The sequence below is a fragment of the Achromobacter sp. 1011811831 genome (genome assembly GCF_059760905.1).
On the sequence record NZ_JCBANG010000115.1, the window covers coordinates 1 to 17282 of the forward strand.

A 17282-nucleotide genomic window follows, 5' to 3' on the forward strand; every position below is an offset into this window, starting at 1 on the left:
AGCCGGTATATCCGGCTCGGGCCTTTTTGTTTTCCGTTTGCTTCTCGACTTCTTCACGATGGCGCAATGGCGCGCCGTGGGCGGAGCTTTGCCCGAAGAAACGAAAGCGCTGCGGTCGGGCGGTTGCCGTCGTGATTCGGCTGGCTCAGGCGGCTGCCCATTCCGGGCGGCCAGGGACCGGGCTTGCCTTCCGAAACGCACAGGAGCGCATTGATGAGCGAAACCAACCGCCGCCGCTTTCTGCAGCAAAGCGGCTCCCTGATCCTGATGAGCGCCGCGTCGGGCATGACCGCGCTGCCGCGCATGGCATGGGCCCAGGACAACACCGTCAAGCTCGGGCTGCTGCATTCGCTGTCCGGCACCATTGCCATCGCCGAGGCCTCGCTGGTGGACGCCGAGAAGCTGGCCATCGAAGAGATCAACGCCGCCGGCGGCGTGATGGGCCGCCGCATCGATCCGGTGGTGGAGGACGGCGCCAGCGAAAACGCCGTTTTCGCCGAGAAGGCGCGCAAGCTGCTCGACCGCGACAAGGTCGCCGCCATCATCGGCTGCTATACCTCGGCCTCGCGCAAGGCGCTGTTGCCGGTGTTGGCGCGCAGCAAGGGCCTGCTGTACTACCCGACCTATTACGAAGGCCAGGAGCAGGACGCGCGCGTGCTCTACCCGTCGCAGGAAGCCACGCAGTCGGTCATCGCCGCCGTCGAATGGATGGCGCGCGAGAAGGGCAAGAACTTCTTCCTGGTCGGCTCCGACTACATCTATCCGCGCACCTGCAACAAGATCGCCAAGCCCGCCATCGCGCGCATGGGCGCCAAGGTCGTGGGCGAGGAGTACGCGCCGCTGGGACACACCGAGTTCTCGTCCATCATCAACAAGATCAAGGCGGCCAAGCCCGAGTGCATCTACAGCACCGTGGTGGGCGGCTCCAACGTGGCCTTCTACAAGCAGCTGCGCGCCGCCGGCCTGGACGGCACGCGCGTGGTGCTGCTGTCGACCGTCGTGTCGGAAAACGAGATCGAGGGCATCGGCAAGGACAACGCCGCCGGCTACTACGCCTGCATGGGCTACTTCCAGAGCCTGAAGAACCCGGTCAATGAAAAGTTCGTGCAGGCCTTCAAGGCCAAGTACGGCCAGGATCGCGTGATCGGCGATCCGATGCAGGTGGCCTACAACAGCGTGCACCTGTGGAAGCTGGCGGTGGAAAAGGCCAAGTCCTTCGATCCGGACGCGGTGATCGCGGCCTCGGCCGGCCTGGCGCTGGAGGCGCCGGAAGGCACGGTGCGCGTGCACGAGAAGAACCATCACGTGTGGAAGAAGGTGCGGGTGGGGCGCGCCCGCCCTGACGGGCAGTTCGACGTGGTGTGGGAATCGCCCGAACTGATCGAGCCCAATCCCTTCCCGAAACTGTAGGCCCCTGGAGGCGCCTCGCGGCGCCCCGAGGAATCCCTGGCACGCGGCGGCGGCCGGCGCGTCCGCCGGCCCGGCATGGAAGCAAACCATGAATCTCGATATCGCGGCAATGCAGCTGTTCAACGGCGTCAGCCTGTTCAGCATCCTTCTATTGATGGCGATCGGACTGGCCGTGGTGTTCGGCCTGATGGGCGTCATCAACATGGCGCACGGCGAGCTGATGGCGATGGGCGCCTACATCACTTACCTCGTGTCGCTGGGCTTTCATCGCTGGGCGCCCGGCTGGATGGACGTGTACCTGTTCGCGGCCATTCCGCTGGCCTTCGCCGCCACCTTCGCCTTTGGCTACATGCTGGAGCGCGGCTTCATACGCTGGTTCTACAACCGGCCGCTGGACACGCTGCTGGCCACCTGGGGCCTGAGCCTGATCCTGCAGCAGGCCTACCGTTCGCTGTTCGGCGCGCAGGAAGTCAGCGTGCCGCTGGCATCGTGGCTGAGCGGCGCCTGGGAACCGACGCCGGACCTGCAATTCCCGTTGAATCGAATTTTCATTTTGGGGCTGACGCTGCTGGTGTCGATCGCCGTGTACCTGCTGCTGTACCGCAGCGCCTGGGGCTTGCGGGTGCGCGCGGTGACGCAGAACCGCGCCATGGCGGGCGCGGTCGGCATCAACACGCGGCGCGTGGATGCGATGACCTTCGCGCTGGGTTCCGGCCTGGCGGGCATCGCCGGCTGCGTATTCACCATGATCGGCTCGACCAATCCCGGCACCGGTCAGCTCTACATCGTCGATTCCTTCATCGTGGTGGTGTTCGGCGGCGTGCAGAGCCTGCTGGGAACCGCCTTCTCCGGCTTCGCCATCGCGCAGTCGCAGACCACGTTCGAATACCTGATGAGCGGTTCCATGGCCAAGGTGACCATCCTGGTGCTGGTCATCGCGGTGCTGTACTTCCGGCCCAACGGGCTGTTCGCCAGCAAGACGCGGGGGTGAGGCGATGAAGGCGATCTACCGTAGAACCGAGGTAATTTCCATCGCGCTGGTGGCGCTGGCCGTGCTGCTGGTCTTGCCGCTGGCGCTGGACCCGTTCCGCCTGAACCTGGTGGGCAAGTACATGGCCTTCGCCTTTGTCGCGATCGGCATCGTGCTGACCTGGGGCTACAGCGGCGTGCTGAGCCTGGGGCAGGGCATCTTCTTCGGCCTGGGAGGCTACATGATGGCCATGTTCCTGAAGCTGGAGGCCTCGGCGCCCGAGCTGCCGGACTTCATGGTGTGGAGCAGCGTGGACAGCCTGCCCGCCTGGTGGCAGCCGTTCCATTCGCCGGGCTGGACGCTGGCCCTGATCCTGGCGTTGCCGGGCGCGGCGGCCTACCTGTTTTCCTACGCGATCTTCCGCAAGCGCGTGGGCGGCGTGTACTTCGCCATCGTCACGCTGGCGCTGGCCATGACGCTGACGGTGCTGATCATCGGGCAGCAGGGCGATACCGGCGGCGCCAACGGCATCACCGACTTCCGCACCCTGCTGGGCATGGACATCGTGGGCGACGAGGGCAAGCGCGTGCTGTACCTGGTCGAGGCCGCCTGCCTGACGCTGTGCATGCTGGCCGCGCTGGCGGTGGTGCGCAGCCGGCTGGGCAAGATCCTGATCGCCATCCGCGACCGCGAGGACCGGGTGCGCTTTTCCGGCTACGACACGGCGCACGTCAAGGCCTGCGTCTTCAGCGCGGCGGCCGTGCTGTCGTCCATCGGCGGGGCCTTCTTCACCTTGCAGGTGGGGCTGATCTCGCCGGGAGCCATCGGCGTGGTGGCCTCGATCGAGATGGTGATCTACGCGGCGGTCGGCGGCCGGCTGTCGATTCCCGGCGCGGTGGTCGGCGCGCTGCTGATCGGCTTCCTCAAGTCCTATCTGTCCGAGACCTTTCCCGAGGCCTGGCTGTATTTCCTGGGCGGGGTCTTCATCCTGGTGGTGGCCGCCATGCCCAACGGCCTGGCCGGCGTGGTGGGCCAGCTGCAGGCGCGACGCGCCGCAAGGAGCGCGCAATGAGCACGGCATTGGACCTGCAGGAGCCCCCCGCGATGGACATGAGCATGCAGGCCGACCGGCCCGGCGAAGGCGCGATCCTGAGCGTCGAGGACCTGACGGTGGTGTTCGACGGCTTCAAGGCGGTGGATGGATTGAGCCTGTCGGTGGCGCGCGACGAGCTGCGCGTGATCATCGGTCCCAACGGCGCGGGCAAGACCACGCTGCTGGACATGATCTGCGGCAAGACCCGGCCCACGTCGGGCCGGGTGATGTTCCAGGGCCGCGATCTGTCCCGCATGGCCGAGCACCAGATCGTGCGCGCCGGCGTGGGCCGCAAGTTCCAGACGCCTTCGGTCTACGAGGACCTGACGGTGCTGGAGAACTTCGAGATCTCGCTGCCGCGCGAGTACGGCGTGATGCGCTCGCTGCGCTTTCGCCGCACGGCCGCCGTGCGCGAGCGCATCGCGGCGATGGCGCAGCAGGTATTCCTGGCCGAGCGGCTGGCCGAGAAGGCGGGGCGCCTGAGCCACGGCCAGAAGCAATGGCTGGAGATCGGCATGCTGCTGATGCAGGAGCCGCGACTGTTGCTGCTGGACGAGCCGGTGGCCGGCATGAGCCCGCGCGAGCGCGAGCAGACCGCCGAGTTGCTGGCGCGCATCGCGCGCGGCAAGTCCATGGTGGTGATCGAGCACGACATGGACTTCGTCAAGCGCATCGCCCACAAGGTCACGGTGCTGCACCAGGGGCGCCTGCTCAGCGAGGGCACGGTGCATGAGGTGCAGGCCGATCCGCGCGTGCGCGATGTGTACCTGGGCCATTGAGGAGACGCCATGTTCCAGATCGAGAACCTGAACGCGGGCTACGGCGAGTCGCAGGTGCTGCGCGATGTGTCCTTCGGCGTCGCGCCGCGCGAGTCGGTGGCGGTGATGGGCCGCAACGGCATGGGCAAGACCACGCTGCTGAAGGCGCTGATCGGCATGCTGCCGGCGCGCTCGGGCAGCATCCGGCTTGAAGGACGCGAGCTGGCGGGGCTGGAAAGCTACCAGCGCGTGCGCAGCGGCCTGGCCTTCGTGCCGCAGGGCCGCATGATCTTTCCTTTCTTGACGGTGGAGCAGAACATCCTGGCCGGCGCCGGCGAGCGCGGCGCGCGCACGGTGCCGGAATACCTGTACCGCTTTTTTCCGGTGCTCAAGGAGATGCGGGCGCGCAAGGGCGGCAACCTGTCCGGCGGCCAGCAGCAGCAGCTGGCGATCGCGCGGGCGCTGATGTCCGAGCCCAAGGTGCTGATCCTGGACGAACCCACGGAAGGCATACAGCCTTCCATCATCAAGGACATCGCGCGCGTGCTCAACGAGCTGCGGCGCGAGCGTGGCTTCGCCGTCGTGGTGTCCGAGCAGATGCTGAGCTTCGCGCTGGACCTGGCCGACCGCTTCCTGGTGATCGACCGGGGCCGCATCGTGCACGAGGAAGCGCGCGAGACGCTGGACCAGGACAAGGTCAGGTCTTTCCTGGCGGTATGACCGCCAAACTACGAGGAGCATTGTCATGAGACATGGAGATATCTCCAGCAGCAACGATTGCGTCGGCGTGGCCGTGGTGAACTACAAGATGCCGCGCCTGCACACCAAGGCCGAGGTGATGGAGAACGCCCGCAAGATCGCCGACATGGTCGTGGGCATGAAGCGCGGCCTGCCTGGCATGGACCTGGTGATCTTCCCCGAGTACTCCACCCACGGCATCATGTACGACGCCAAGGAGATGTACGACACCGCGTCCGCCATCCCGGGCGAGGAAACCGCGATCTTCGCCGACGCCTGCCGCAAGGCCAACGTATGGGGCGTGTTTTCGCTGACCGGCGAGCGCCACGAAGAGCATCCGAACAAGGCGCCCTACAACACGCTGATCCTGATGAACAACAAGGGCGAGATCGTGCAGAAGTACCGCAAGATCATGCCCTGGGTGCCGATCGAGGGCTGGTATCCGGGCGATTGCACCTACGTGTCCGAAGGCCCCAAGGGCATGAAGATCAGCCTCATCATCTGCGATGACGGCAACTACCCCGAGATCTGGCGCGACTGCGCCATGCGCGGCGCCGAGCTGATCGTGCGCTGCCAGGGCTATATGTACCCGGCCAAGGACCAGCAGGTCATGGTGTCCAAGGCGATGGCCTGGATGAACAACGTCTACGTGGCCGTGGCCAACGCGGCGGGCTTCGACGGCGTGTATTCGTACTTCGGGCATTCGGCCATCATCGGCTTCGACGGCCGCACGCTGGGCGAATGCGGCGAGGAGGACATGGGCATCCAGTACGCCGAGCTGTCCACCAGCCTGATCCGCGACGCGCGCAAGAACATGCAGTCGCAGAACCACCTGTTCAAGCTGGTGCATCGCGGCTACACCGGCAAGATCAATTCCGGCGAGGAAGCCAACGGCGTGGCCGCCTGCCCGTACAACTTCTACGCCAACTGGATCAACGACCCCGAAGGCACGCGCAAGATGGTCGAGTCCTTCACCCGCACGACCGTGGGCACGCCAGAATGCCCGATCGAGGGACTGCCCAACGAGGCCGCGCGGCATCGTTGAATGCAGCGAGTCCTGATCATCCCGTTCCGCATGGCGCGGAACGGGTCACGCCTGGAGGAACGCAAACGTGCCGTCCCCGCTCGATGACTACCGGATCGCCGAGGAACCCTTCTACCGTCCCGCCGGCGGCGAGGTCGCGCTGTACGAGCGCGCCTACGCGCACCGCATGCCGCTGATCCTGAAGGGACCGACCGGCTGCGGCAAGACCCGCTTCGTGGAATACATGGCCTGGAAGCTGGGCCGGCCGCTGGTGACGCTGGCCTGCAACGAGGACATGACCGCGTCCGACCTGATCGGGCGCTATCTGCTGGATGCCGGCGGCACCGCCTGGCATGACGGGCCGCTGACCCAGGCCGTGCGCCACGGCGGCATCTGCTACCTGGACGAGGTGGTCGAGGCGCGCCAGGACACCACCGTGGTCATCCACCCGCTGACCGACGCGCGCCGCGTGCTGCCGCTGGACAAGAAGGGCGAGCTGGTGCGCGCGCATCCCGACTTCCAGCTGGTGGTGTCGTACAACCCGGGCTACCAGAGCAGCGCCAAGGACATGAAGGCCTCGACGCGGCAGCGCTTCGCCGCGCTGGAGTTCGGCTATCCCGAGCCGGCGCTGGAGGCCGAGATCGTGGCCCATGAATCCGGCATCGACGGCGCGCTGGCCGCGCGCCTGGTGCGCATCGCCGAGGGCTCGCGCGCGCTGCGCGACCGTGGCCTGGACGAGGGCGCGTCCACCCGCATGCTGATCTATGCCGGCGTGCTGATTCGCGACGGCGTCAGCCCGGCGGACAGCTGCGACATGACCATCACGCACGCGCTGACGGACGATCCCGACATGGCGGCCGCCTTGCGCGCCCTGATCGACGCGAACCTGGAATGACGGCCATGCGCGCGCCGCCGCCTTCCTGGGATGAGACCATGCCGGCCGGCGCGGGCGCCGCCGGTCCGCTGGCAGGCGCCGTGGCGGACAAGCTGCGGCGGCTGTCGGCCAGCCGGGGCGCGGCCCAGGCCGACGAAGCCTGGCGCTGGATCCAGGCGCTGCATGAGGAAGACCCCGAATGCGCCCAGGCCGTGGCCGAGCGGCTGGACCTGCTGATGGCGCGACTGAGCGCCGGCGGCCTGGGACGCTGGGTGCTGGCGGGCCTGCGCCGACACGAGCGCGCGCCGGCCGCGCAGCGCGCCTATTTCCAGCTGCGCGATCCCTATGCGCGCGAGGCGCTGCATGGCGAGGCCGCCGCGCGCGAGCTGGAAGCCTTGCAGGCGCCGCTGTCGTATCTGCTGACCGGTCTGTCGCGGCGCGCGATGACGGTGGAGCCGCAGCGCCGCCAGTCGCTGTTCGGTCCCCCGTCGCGGCCCATCCTGACCGCCACGCACCTGCTGGCGCCGGACAGCTACACGGTGCTGGACGGCGCCGACCGCTGGGCGCTGTACCGCGCCGCCGTGGCGCACGCGGCCGCGCACTGCCTGTATTCGCGCGCCGCGCAACCGACGGGCGCGCTCAAGCCGCTGGCGCTGGCCGTGGTGTCGGCGATCGAGGACGCGCGCGTCGAGCGCCTGCTGTGCGCCGCCTTGCCCGGCGCGCGCCGCTGGTTCCGCCCCTTCGTGCCGCCGGCGCCCGATCCCGCCGACCTGAGCTACGCCGCGCTGGCGCAGCGGCTGGACCGCGTGCTGATGGATCCGGCTCTGGCCGATGACAACCACTGGGTCAACAAGGCGCGCGACCTGTTCGAGGCGCAGCCGGACCTGGACGACGCCGCCGCGTTCCGCCGGCTGGCCTCGGTGCTGGCCAATGACCTGGGGCAGATGCGGGTGCGCTTCAATCCGCAGCAGCACGCCGTGCCGGTGCCGTACCGCGATGACAATTCCTATCTGTGGGACCACGGTGAATCGGCCCAGCCGCCGCCCGAGGCGCACGCGCTGACTGCCCGGGGCGCGCGGCAGGACGCGCCGCCGCACACGGACGCGTCGTCGCCGGACAGCGCGCCGCCGGAGGCCGCCGCGCCCGCCGAGCTGGCGCGCCACGCCTACCCGGAATGGGACTACCGGTTGGGCCGCGCGCGGCCGGACTGGAGCACGGTGATCGAGCGCGCCGCGCCCGGGCCCGTCATCGGCGCGGCCGGCGGCGCGGCGCGGCACAAGGTCGCGCTGGCGCAGTCGCGGCGCTTGAACCGGGGCCGCCGGCTGCGGCGCCAGTGGGAGGGCGACGACATCGACCTGAACGCCGCCATCGAGGTGCTGGTCGACCGGCGGCTGGATCTGGCGCCGGAGGCGCGCCTGTTCATGCGGCCCGGTCGCCAGCCCTGCCGCTGCGCCACGCTGGTGCTGCTGGACCTGTCGGAGTCGGCCAACGACCTGGCGGCGCCGGGCGGGCCCACGGTGCTGGATCTGGAGAAACGCGCGGCGCTGCTGCTGGCGGGTTCGCTGGCCGGCAGCGGCGACGGCGTGGCCGTGCATGGTTTTTCGTCCGACACGCGGGCGGCGGTGGACTACGTGCGGCTGCTGGATTTCGGCGAGTCGCCGCTGGGGCCGGCCGCCGGCCGCGTCGAGGCCGCCCGCGCGCGCCATTCGACCCGGCTGGGCGCGGCGTTGCGCCACGCCGGCGAACTGGCGCTGCGCGCCGACGCGGAACGCCATGCCATCGTGGTGGTGACCGACGGCGCGCCCTCGGACGTGGACGTGCACGATCCGCGCTACCTGGTCGAGGACGCGCGCGCCGCCGCGCTTGCCTTGCGCCGCCGTGGCCTGCGGGTGCACTGCCTGGCGCTGGATGCGCGCGCCGCGCCGCAGTTGCGCGCCATGTTCGGCGCGGGCGGCTACCAGCTCGTGACCAATCCGGCCAGGCTGGCCGCCGCGCTGGCGCGCGCCTACGCCCGCATCGCCGCCGGCTGACCCCCAGGAATCCTCGTGTTGACGCCGCTGCCGCCCATGTTGAAACTGACGCGATCGAACCCGGAGCGGCCTGCGCGCCCGCGCAGGCCCTGACTATGGCGAACAAAGATCCTATCCGCGTGGGCGTGCTGTTCTCGGAAACAGGGGCCACATCGACCATCGGCCGCTCGCAGCTGCAGGGCACGCTGCTGGCCATCGACGAGATCAACGAGGGCGGCGGGGTGGACGGCCGCGAGATCGTGCCGGTGCGCTACGACCCGTGCTCGGACCCGGCCACTTACAGCGTGCTGGCCGAAAGGCTGATCACGCAGGACCGCGTCAACGTGATCTTCGGCTGCTACATGTCCAGCAGCCGCAAGGCCGTGCTGCCGGTGGTGGAAAAGTGGAACAAGCTGCTGTTCTATCCCACGCTGTACGAGGGCTTCGAGTTCTCGAACAACATCATCTACACCGGCGCCGCGCCCAACCAGAACAGCGTGCAGCTGGCCGAGTTCATGACGGCCAATTTCGGCGCGCGCGTCTACCTGATCGGCTCGGACTACATCTATCCGTACGAGTCCAACCGCATCATGGGCGAGCTGGTGCTGCAGCGTCAGGACAGCGCCAAGCTGGGCGAGCGCTACGTGGCGTTGAACGCCACCGAGCGCGACTACCGCGAGATCCTGGACGACATCCGCAACAAGCGGCCGGACTTCATCTTCTCGACCGTGGTCGGCAATTCCACCGCCTGCCTGTACCGCGCCTATGCCGACGCCGGCTTCGATCCCAAGACCATGCCGATCGCCAGCCTGACCACGTCCGAGGCCGAGCTGTCCCAGATGGAGCCGGCGGTGGCGGCCGGGCATTTCACGTCGGCGCCGTACTTCCAGTCCATCGATTCCGACATCAACCGGCGCTGCCTGGAGCGATTGCGGCGGCGCTTCGGCGAAGACTGCGTGCCCAATCTGTGCTGGGAGGCGGCCTACTTCCAGATGCACATCTTCGCCAACGCCTACCGCGACACCGGCACCGACGAGATCGCGCAGATCCTGCCGCGCGTGCTGCAAAGCGAATTCTCGGCGCCGCAGGGCCGCGTGCGCATCGACCCCACCAACCATCACACCTGCCTGTATCCGCGCGTCGGCCGGGTCAACGCCAAGGGGCAATTCACCATCGTGCGCGAGGCCACGCGGCCCGTGCATCCCGATCCGTACCTGGTCACCCATTCGCTGGGCGACTGGACGGCCACCCTCAGCTCGCTGGAGATCTGATGGGGGAGCCCGCCAGCCGCCAGCGCGCGGTGCGCGCGACGCCTTCCCTGCTCAAGGACCTGCGCACGCTGCGCATCGCCGTCTACCATCCGGACGATGCCGATGGCCGCCAGTTGACGCAGCAGCTGCAGCGCATCGGCTGTCAGGTGCAGACCTTCTGGCCGCCGGCGCCGACCTTGCCGGAAGGGCTGGACGTGGTGTTCCTGGCCGTGCGGCCGGACGTGATCGACCTGGGTTTCGAGTGGGCCAAGAGCGAGGACGCGCCGATGGTGATCGCCATCGTCACCTACGAGAATCCGACCATCGTCGAGGCCGTGCTGCGCATCGGCGCCAAGGCGGTGCTGCCCTCGCCGGTGCGCTCGTTCGGCCTCCTGTCCTCGCTGGTGGTGGCGCGGCAGGTCTATGACGACATCAAGTCGCACGCGCGCCGGCTGCGCAAGCTGGAGGGCAAGCTGCTGGGCGCGCGCCGCATCGCCGAGGCCAAGAGCATCCTGATGCGCACGCGCAACGTGACCGAGGGCCAGGCCTACGACCTGATCCGCGAGCAGGCCATGAACAAGCGCGTGACCACCGAGGAAATCGCCGGCGCCATCGTCAACGCCAACGAGATCCTGTCGCTGGGCAAGTAGGCTGCCGGCCGGAAGGATTCAGGCGTTCAATACTTGCCCGACAGCAGTTCGCCGGCGTCCGGCACGCGCGTGTCCAGGCCCAGTTCCTGCAGCATGCGGTAGACGGTGGCGGCGGCCGCCGTCACGACTGGCAGGCCGAGACGGTCCTGCGTGGGCTGGATCGAGGCCAGCGAGGGCATCTGCACGCAGGCCGACAGCACCACCGCGTCCACGCCGCGCGTGTCCAGCCGCTTCACATGCTCGGCCGGCGCCAGCGGATCCTGCGCGCCGACCTTCAGGTTGTCGGGGATCTCCAGCGACAGGCTGTCATGGACCTCGATGCCTTCATGCTCGATGTAGTCCACCACCAGCTTGGTCAGCGGCTTCATGTAGGGCGTGAGGATGGCGACCTTGCGCGCGCCGATGGCGTGCAGGCCCTCGACCAGCGCGCCCGCGCTGGAGATCACCGGCGCCGCGCCGCCGTTGGCGACCGTGGCCTGGTGCAGGCGTTCCTGCGACACGCGGTGATAGCCCAGGCCCTGGCTCATGATGGCCACCAGGCAGGCATAGCCCAGCACGTCGACGCGCGCGTCGGACAGTTCCTGCGCGCAGCGGTCGGATTCGCGGTCCATCGAGGCCAGCTCGGCCGCCGTCACCTGCTTCATGCGCATGCGGCTGGAGTGGAAGGTGTAGCGCTCGGGCGCGAAGGCTTCGCGGCGGCGCAGCATGGCGGGGATCTCGGTTTCCATCGTGGTGTTGGAGCTGGGCACGATCTGGCCGATGCGGATGTTGCGCGGGGAAGCGGACATGGAAGGTCTCCGGAGATTCTTGGAATGGCTGCGCGTTTCCGGCCTATGTCCGCGTGGTGTCAGGATCGGCGGACTGTCAGGGCCGCAGGGGCCGGCGCGTCAGGGTCGGGTTTATTCTGCTCGCCGGAATTGATACTTTCCAATATAGTTTTTGTCTGGTTTCATATCTTTGGCAAATCATTCGTCGTCGCCCGGCCCTACGCTCCCCGTCATGGAACTCCGCCAACTGCGCTACTTCGCCGTGCTGGCCGAAGAACTGAACTTCACCCGCGCGGCGGCGCGCCTGCATATCTCACAGCCGCCGCTCAGCCTGCAGATCGCGCAGCTGGAGCGCGAGCTGGGCGTGAAGCTGTTCGACCGCAACAACCGCCGCGTCGCGCTGACCGAGGCCGGCGAGGCCTTCCTGAACGACGTGCGCGTCACGCTGGGGCGGCTCAAGGACGCGACCGTGCGCGCGCAGGCGGTGGACCAGGGCCTGGCCGGCCGCATCGAGATCGGTTTGTCGGGATCGCATTTCATGGGGCCGGCGCCGGCGCTGATCACGCGCTACCGGCGCACGCACCCGCAGGTGTCTGTGCTGCTGAACGAGATGAGCCCGGCGGCGCAGATCGAGGCGCTGCGCGGACATCGCATCGACCTCAGCATCTCGCGCACGCGGGTCGACGACGAGGAGCTGCAATCGCAGCCTTTGTGGCCGGATCCGGTGGCGGTGGCGCTGCCGGCCGGGCATCGCCTGGCGGGCCGCAAGCGGCTGGCGCTGGCCGACCTGGCGCGGGAACCCTTCGTGGTGCTGCGCCAGGACACTTCGGCCTATGCGCGCTGGCTGGCCGAGGCCTGCGCGCGCGAAGGCTTCGTGCCGGACGTGGCGCAGAGCGTGGCGGAAGTGCCGGCCCAGCTGGCGCTGGTGGCGGCGGGGCTGGGCGTGGCGCTGGCGCCGGAATCCGCCTGTCGCCAGATGGAAGGCCGCATCGCGGTGTGCGCGCTGCCCGCCGCGCTGTCGCAGGCCATGGTGTACGCGGTCACGCGGCGGCAGGGACGCCGCCGCGCGCTGGACAGTTTCCTGCAGGCCGCCGCGCAGGGCGGCCCGCGCTAGCGGGACTCGCTGAGCACGCAGTCCAGCGCCTGCGGCGCGCCCAACCGGACGCGGAAGGCGCGCAGCTCGTCGCGGCGGAACACGTGGATCGTGACGCGGTCGCCGGGGCGGTATTGCGCCAGCAGCAGTTCCAGCCCGGCCGGCGCGTCCACGCGCAGGCCGTCGATGGCCACCAGCACATCACCGGCCGACAGCCCGCCCTTGTGGCCGGCGCCGCCTTCCAGCACCGTGGCCAGCGCCAGCGTGTCGCCCTGCTTGCGCGTGCGCACTTCCAGCGTGGGGATGTTGGCGGCGGTCTTCCATTGCAGCCTGATGCCTTGCGATTCCAGCAATTCGGCCAGCGGCACGTCGGCGGTGCCGTAGGCGTAGCGCGCGATGAAGCGGCGCGCGTCCACGCCGGTGGCCTCGCGGATCAACGCGGGCAGGCCGTCTTCCGCCAGGCCTTGTGGCCGGCCCTGGTAGAAGTCGCGGCCGTGGCGCTGCCACAGCAGGCGCATCACATCGTCGAGCGAGCGCGCGCCGGCGGTTTCCTGGCGGATCAGCAGGTCCAGTCCCAGCGCCACCAGCGAACCCTTGGTGTAGTAGCTGACCAGGGCGTTGGGCGAGTTCTCGTCCTGCTTGTAGTAGCGGGTCCAGGCGTCGAACGAGCTTTCGGCCACCGACTGCTTCAGGCGGCCGGGCGTGCGCGCCACGCCGGTGATGGTCTTGGCCAGCAGGCGCAGGTAGTCGGCCTGCGTGATGGCGCCGGAGCGCAGCAGCAGCAGGTCGTCGTAATAGGACGTGAAGCCCTCGAACACCCACAGCAGGCGGGTCAGGTCGGGCTGCGACAGGTCGTAGGGCGCGAAGGCGGCGGGCTTGATGCGCTTGACGTTCCAGGTGTGGAAGTACTCATGGCTGACCAGGCCCAGGAAGCCGCGATAGCCTTCGCCCTGGCCCTGCTGGCCCAGCACCGGCAGGTCCTTGCGCGCGGTCATCAGCGCGGTGCTGGCACGATGCTCCAGGCCGCCGTAGCCGTCGTTCGTGACCATGGTCATGAACACGTAGCGGTCGGCGCTGTCCAGGAAGGGCGCGCGGCGGGTGCGCGGCTCGAAGAAGGCGATCTGGGCTTCGCAGATGCGGCGCACGTCGTCGGAAATGCGCGCCAGGTCCAGCTTGGGCGCCACGCCGGTGAAGACCAGTTCATGCTCTGCGCCGTGGGCGGTGAAGCTGACGACTTGCGGCGTGCCCATCTCGACAGGGTGGTCGATCAGCGCGTCGTAGTCGGGCGCCCGGTACAGGCCGAAGCCGTGGCGGCGGGCCGCGCCCGGCAGGCCGCGCGCTTCCGGCAGGCTGGTGTGCACCGTCCAGCCGTCGATGCCGCGCGGCGGCGCCAGGTCGACCAGGCAGGGCAGCGGTTCCTGGCCGTGCACGCGCAGGAACACGCTGGTGCCGTTGAAGAAGCCGTGGGTTTCATCCAGGTGCGCGCCCCGCACCGACAGGTCCCAGGCATAGACCTCGTATTCGACGCGCAGCGGGCCGTCGCAGGGCGCGGCCTGCCAGGTGTGGTTGTCGAGCTTGTCCAGCGCCACCCGCCGCGCGCCGGAATAGGCCGTCAGCGATTCGATCTGGCGCGAGAAGTCGCGGATCAGGTAGCTGCCCGGGATCCAGGCCGGCAGCGACAGGCGCTGGCCGTCGGCGGCCGGTTCGGCCACCGTCAGGGTTATCCGGTAGCGGTGCCCGGCCGGGTCCTGCGGCCAGAGGCGGTAAAGTACGGGGGATTGCGGGACCGCCGCGTTGCTCCCACGAGGGGCGGCGGACACGCGCCGGGCGCGCGTGGCGTGGGGGGTCTTTGTTTTCATGCTCATATCTTACTTTCATACCCTATCTGGAGACATGCAATGAGCGAGTCGTTCGTACTGGTCGAAACCCGGGGCCGCGTGGGCCTGCTGACGCTGAACCGCCCCAAGGCGCTGAACGCGCTGAACGATCAACTGATGGACGAACTCGGCGCGGCCCTGCTGGCCTTCGAGGCGGACCCGGACATCGGCGCCGTCGTCATTACCGGCAGTGAAAAGGCCTTCGCCGCGGGCGCCGACATCGGCGCCATGAAAAGCTGGACGTACATGGACGTCTACAGCAGCGAATACATCACGCGCAACTGGGAAACGCTCAAGCGCATCAAGAAGCCGGTGATCGCCGCGGTTGCCGGCTACGCGCTGGGCGGCGGCTGCGAACTGGCGATGATGTGCGACATCATCATCGCCGCCGACACCGCCAAGTTCGGCCAGCCCGAGATCAAGCTGGGCGTGATCCCCGGCGCTGGCGGCACCCAGCGCCTGCCGCGCGCGGTGGGCAAGGCCAAGGCCATGGACCTGGCCCTGACCGCCCGCATGATGGGCGCCGACGAAGCCGAGCGCGCCGGCCTGGTGTCGCGCGTGGTGCCGGCCGACAAGCTCATGGAAGAGGCGCTGGACGCCGCCACCGTGATCGCCTCCATGTCGCTGCCCTCGGTCATGATGGCCAAGGAATGCGTCAACCGCGCCTTCGAGGGTTCGCTCAACGAAGGCCTGCTGTTCGAGCGCCGCGTATTCCATTCGCTGTTCGCCACCGAGGATCAGAAGGAGGGCATGGCCGCCTTCGTCGAGAAGCGCAAACCGGACTTCAAACACCGTTAAGGCTTGTTACCTTCCCTTCGGTTTGCCGGGGGGAAGCCGCGAGCACAGGCGCGCCCCATGCCGGGCGCGTTTTTTTTTGCGCCGCTTCCCTGGGCAAGGACGCCCGGCGGCGGGCCGCAAAGGCGCGCGCGCCCAGCCCCGAGCGGCGTCCCGGGAGGCTCCTGCCAGCGTTGCGCCTTGAAACTTCTGGGCAGCACCTTGTTGCAGGTATCGGCCCTATCCTGGAAAGGCGTCATACCAGGAGGTGCCGCGCCACAGGCGCTTGCCCGTACTGGCAAGCCCTGCGCGGCGGCTCGCTTGCGAAACAACACCAACAAGGAGCCTTGCATGCGTAACCCCACTGTCAATCGCCGCTGGACCGCCGTCGTTCTGGCCAGCGCCCTGAGCGCCTGCTTCGCCGCCGCCCAGGCCCAGAATCAGGCCCAGAATCAGGCCCAGAATCAGGCCCCGCGCTCCACGCTGAGACTGGTGTCCGAAACCCCGTATCCGGCCGCCGCCGCGCCCGCGCCCAGGATGAGCGAGCAGGAGCTGCGCGATACCGCCATCGATGCCTACGTCTACGCCTATCCCATGGTGCTGATGGAACTGGCGCGCCGCCAGGCCACGGCCGTGCAGTCGCCAGCCGACGGCAAGGCGCCGATGAACCAGTTCGGCCACAAGACCGCATTCCCCGATCCGGCCGCCGCCGGCACGCCCTGGCCCAGCGCCGACGCGCTGCATTCGAGCCTGTGGTTCGACGTCTCGCGCGCGCCGCTGATCGTGCGCCTGCCCGATGCCGGCGGCCGCTACATGCTGCTGTCGGCGCTGGACATGTGGAGCGACGTGTTCGCCTCGCGCGGCACGCGCACCAATGGCAGCGGCGCGCAGTCCTTCGCCATCGTCGGACCCGATTGGCAGGGCGCGCTGCCGCCCGGCGTGGACCTGGTGCGCAGTCCCACCGCGACCGGCTGGTTGATCGGCTGGACGCAGGCCGGCGGTCCGCAGGACTACGCGGCGGTCAATCAGATCCAGTCGTCCATGTCGGCCAGCCCGCTGGTCGGGCCCGCCGCGTTGCCGCCGGGCGTGGCCGCGCGGGCGCGCGGCGCGAAGGGGCAGGGCGGGCAGAACCCGTATCCGCTGACCGGCGCCGGCGTCGGCTCGGCGCCCATCGGCAGCGACCTGCCGACGACCACGATGCAGCAACTGCCGCCGGGCACGCCGGCCGAACAGGCGGCGGCGCTGGACGCGTCCTCGTTCTTCGCGCTGTTCTTCGACACGCTGCGCAACAACCCGCCGCACGCCAATGACGGCCCCATCCTCGACCGCATGCGCCGCATCGGCCTGGACGACCGGCGTCCGTTCAACTTCGGCCGCCTCAGTCCCGAAGTACAGCAGGCGCTGGCGGACGCGCAGCCGCTGGCGGGCCGCCGCATCGCCGACGGCGTGACACGACTGGGCACATCGCTGAACGGCTGGAACACCGTGCTGTCGGGCATCGGCACCTACGGCACCGACTACACGCGCCGCGCCTCCATCGCCTATGCGGGCCTGGGCGCGCCGACGCCCGAGGACGTGCTGTATCCGGTCACGGTCGCTGATTCCAAGGGCCGCACGCTCAATTCGGATGAGGACTACGTGCTGCACTTCGAGAAGGGCCAGCTGCCGCCGGCCAACGCGTTCTGGTCGCTGCACGTCTACAACGGCCAGCATGGCTTCGCCGCCAATCCCGCCAACCGCTATGTGCTGCGCAGCACCGACGGCCTGAAGTACAACGCCGACGGTTCGCTGGACGTGTACATCCAGCGCCGCGATCCCGGCGAGCGCAAGCGCGCGAACTGGCTGAGCGCGCCGGCCTCCGACGGGCCGTTCCTGTTGAGCATGCGCCTGTACTGGCCGCAGGACCTGGCGCTGGACGGCTTGTGGGCGCCGCCGCCGGTGCGACGCGACTGAAGCACTTGCCGCGCAGGCCGGACGCGCGCCGCGATTCAACGC

The 17282-nt window shown here is 68.9% G+C and carries 15 protein-coding genes; 13 read left to right on the plus strand and 2 right to left on the minus strand.

The features are described from left to right. Positions 1-213 precede the first annotated feature (213 nt). The 10 genes from urtA (at position 214) to AC6LJ9_RS27690 (ending at position 10776) form a co-directional block, all read left to right on the plus strand. A complete protein-coding gene (gene urtA, locus AC6LJ9_RS27645; RefSeq protein ID WP_498150028.1) occupies positions 214-1410 on the plus strand; it encodes an urea ABC transporter substrate-binding protein in 1197 nt (398 codons plus the stop codon). A gap of 88 nt (positions 1411-1498) precedes the next feature. Further along, positions 1499-2401: an urea ABC transporter permease subunit UrtB gene (gene urtB, locus AC6LJ9_RS27650; protein ID WP_498150029.1), complete on the plus strand. Its 903-nt coding sequence runs from the start codon at positions 1499-1501 to the stop codon at positions 2399-2401. A gap of 4 nt (positions 2402-2405) precedes the next feature. After that, entirely contained in the window at positions 2406-3452 is a 1047-nt protein-coding gene (gene urtC, locus AC6LJ9_RS27655) for an urea ABC transporter permease subunit UrtC (protein WP_498150030.1), read from the plus strand. Positions 3453-3496: 44 nt separating this feature from the next. After that, positions 3497-4252, plus strand: a complete 756-nt coding sequence (urtD, locus tag AC6LJ9_RS27660; RefSeq protein ID WP_498150038.1) for an urea ABC transporter ATP-binding protein UrtD — start codon at positions 3497-3499, stop codon at positions 4250-4252. Between the two features lie 9 nt (positions 4253-4261). Continuing rightward, a complete protein-coding gene (gene urtE, locus AC6LJ9_RS27665; RefSeq protein ID WP_212313756.1) occupies positions 4262-4951 on the plus strand; it encodes an urea ABC transporter ATP-binding subunit UrtE in 690 nt (229 codons plus the stop codon). Between the two features lie 25 nt (positions 4952-4976). Further along, on the plus strand, positions 4977-6014 hold the full coding sequence (locus AC6LJ9_RS27670; RefSeq protein ID WP_498150031.1) for an aliphatic amidase: 1038 nt from the start codon (positions 4977-4979) through the stop codon (positions 6012-6014). A gap of 67 nt (positions 6015-6081) precedes the next feature. Continuing rightward, positions 6082-6888: a CbbQ/NirQ/NorQ/GpvN family protein gene (locus AC6LJ9_RS27675; protein WP_498150032.1), complete on the plus strand. Its 807-nt coding sequence runs from the start codon at positions 6082-6084 to the stop codon at positions 6886-6888. Positions 6889-6893: 5 nt separating this feature from the next. Further along, positions 6894-8897: a nitric oxide reductase activation protein NorD gene (locus tag AC6LJ9_RS27680; RefSeq protein ID WP_498150033.1), complete on the plus strand. Its 2004-nt coding sequence runs from the start codon at positions 6894-6896 to the stop codon at positions 8895-8897. Positions 8898-8992: 95 nt separating this feature from the next. Beyond that, the gene (locus AC6LJ9_RS27685; protein ID WP_212313764.1) at positions 8993-10147 is read left to right on the plus strand and encodes a transporter substrate-binding domain-containing protein; all 1155 of its coding nucleotides are present in this window, start codon (positions 8993-8995) and stop codon (positions 10145-10147) included. After that, positions 10147-10776 carry an ANTAR domain-containing response regulator gene (locus AC6LJ9_RS27690; RefSeq protein ID WP_212313765.1) on the plus strand — a complete coding sequence of 210 codons (630 nt, stop codon included), beginning with the start codon at positions 10147-10149 and terminating at the stop codon, positions 10774-10776. The genes AC6LJ9_RS27685 and AC6LJ9_RS27690 overlap by 1 nt, the downstream gene beginning before the upstream one ends. A 26-nt stretch (positions 10777-10802) precedes the next feature. Here AC6LJ9_RS27690 and AC6LJ9_RS27695 read toward each other — a convergent pair whose 3' ends face one another. Next, entirely contained in the window at positions 10803-11564 is a 762-nt protein-coding gene (locus AC6LJ9_RS27695; protein ID WP_498150034.1) for a maleate cis-trans isomerase family protein, read from the minus strand. 211 nt (positions 11565-11775) lie between these two features. Here AC6LJ9_RS27695 and AC6LJ9_RS27700 point away from each other — a divergent pair, with 211 nt between their 5' ends. Continuing rightward, entirely contained in the window at positions 11776-12657 is an 882-nt protein-coding gene (locus AC6LJ9_RS27700; protein ID WP_498150035.1) for a LysR substrate-binding domain-containing protein, read from the plus strand. Here the strand turns inward: AC6LJ9_RS27700 and AC6LJ9_RS27705 are convergent. Continuing rightward, a complete protein-coding gene (locus AC6LJ9_RS27705) occupies positions 12654-14495 on the minus strand; it encodes a M61 family metallopeptidase (RefSeq protein ID WP_498150036.1) in 1842 nt (613 codons plus the stop codon). The two genes, AC6LJ9_RS27700 and AC6LJ9_RS27705, sit on opposite strands and share 4 nt — an antisense overlap. A gap of 39 nt (positions 14496-14534) precedes the next feature. On the opposite strand from AC6LJ9_RS27705, the gene AC6LJ9_RS27710 reads away from it, so the two are divergent. Continuing rightward, the gene (locus tag AC6LJ9_RS27710; protein WP_212315208.1) at positions 14535-15311 is read left to right on the plus strand and encodes an enoyl-CoA hydratase; all 777 of its coding nucleotides are present in this window, start codon (positions 14535-14537) and stop codon (positions 15309-15311) included. A gap of 327 nt (positions 15312-15638) precedes the next feature. Continuing rightward, positions 15639-17240, plus strand: a complete 1602-nt coding sequence (locus AC6LJ9_RS27715) for a DUF1254 domain-containing protein (RefSeq protein ID WP_498150037.1) — start codon at positions 15639-15641, stop codon at positions 17238-17240. Positions 17241-17282 lie beyond the last annotated feature (42 nt).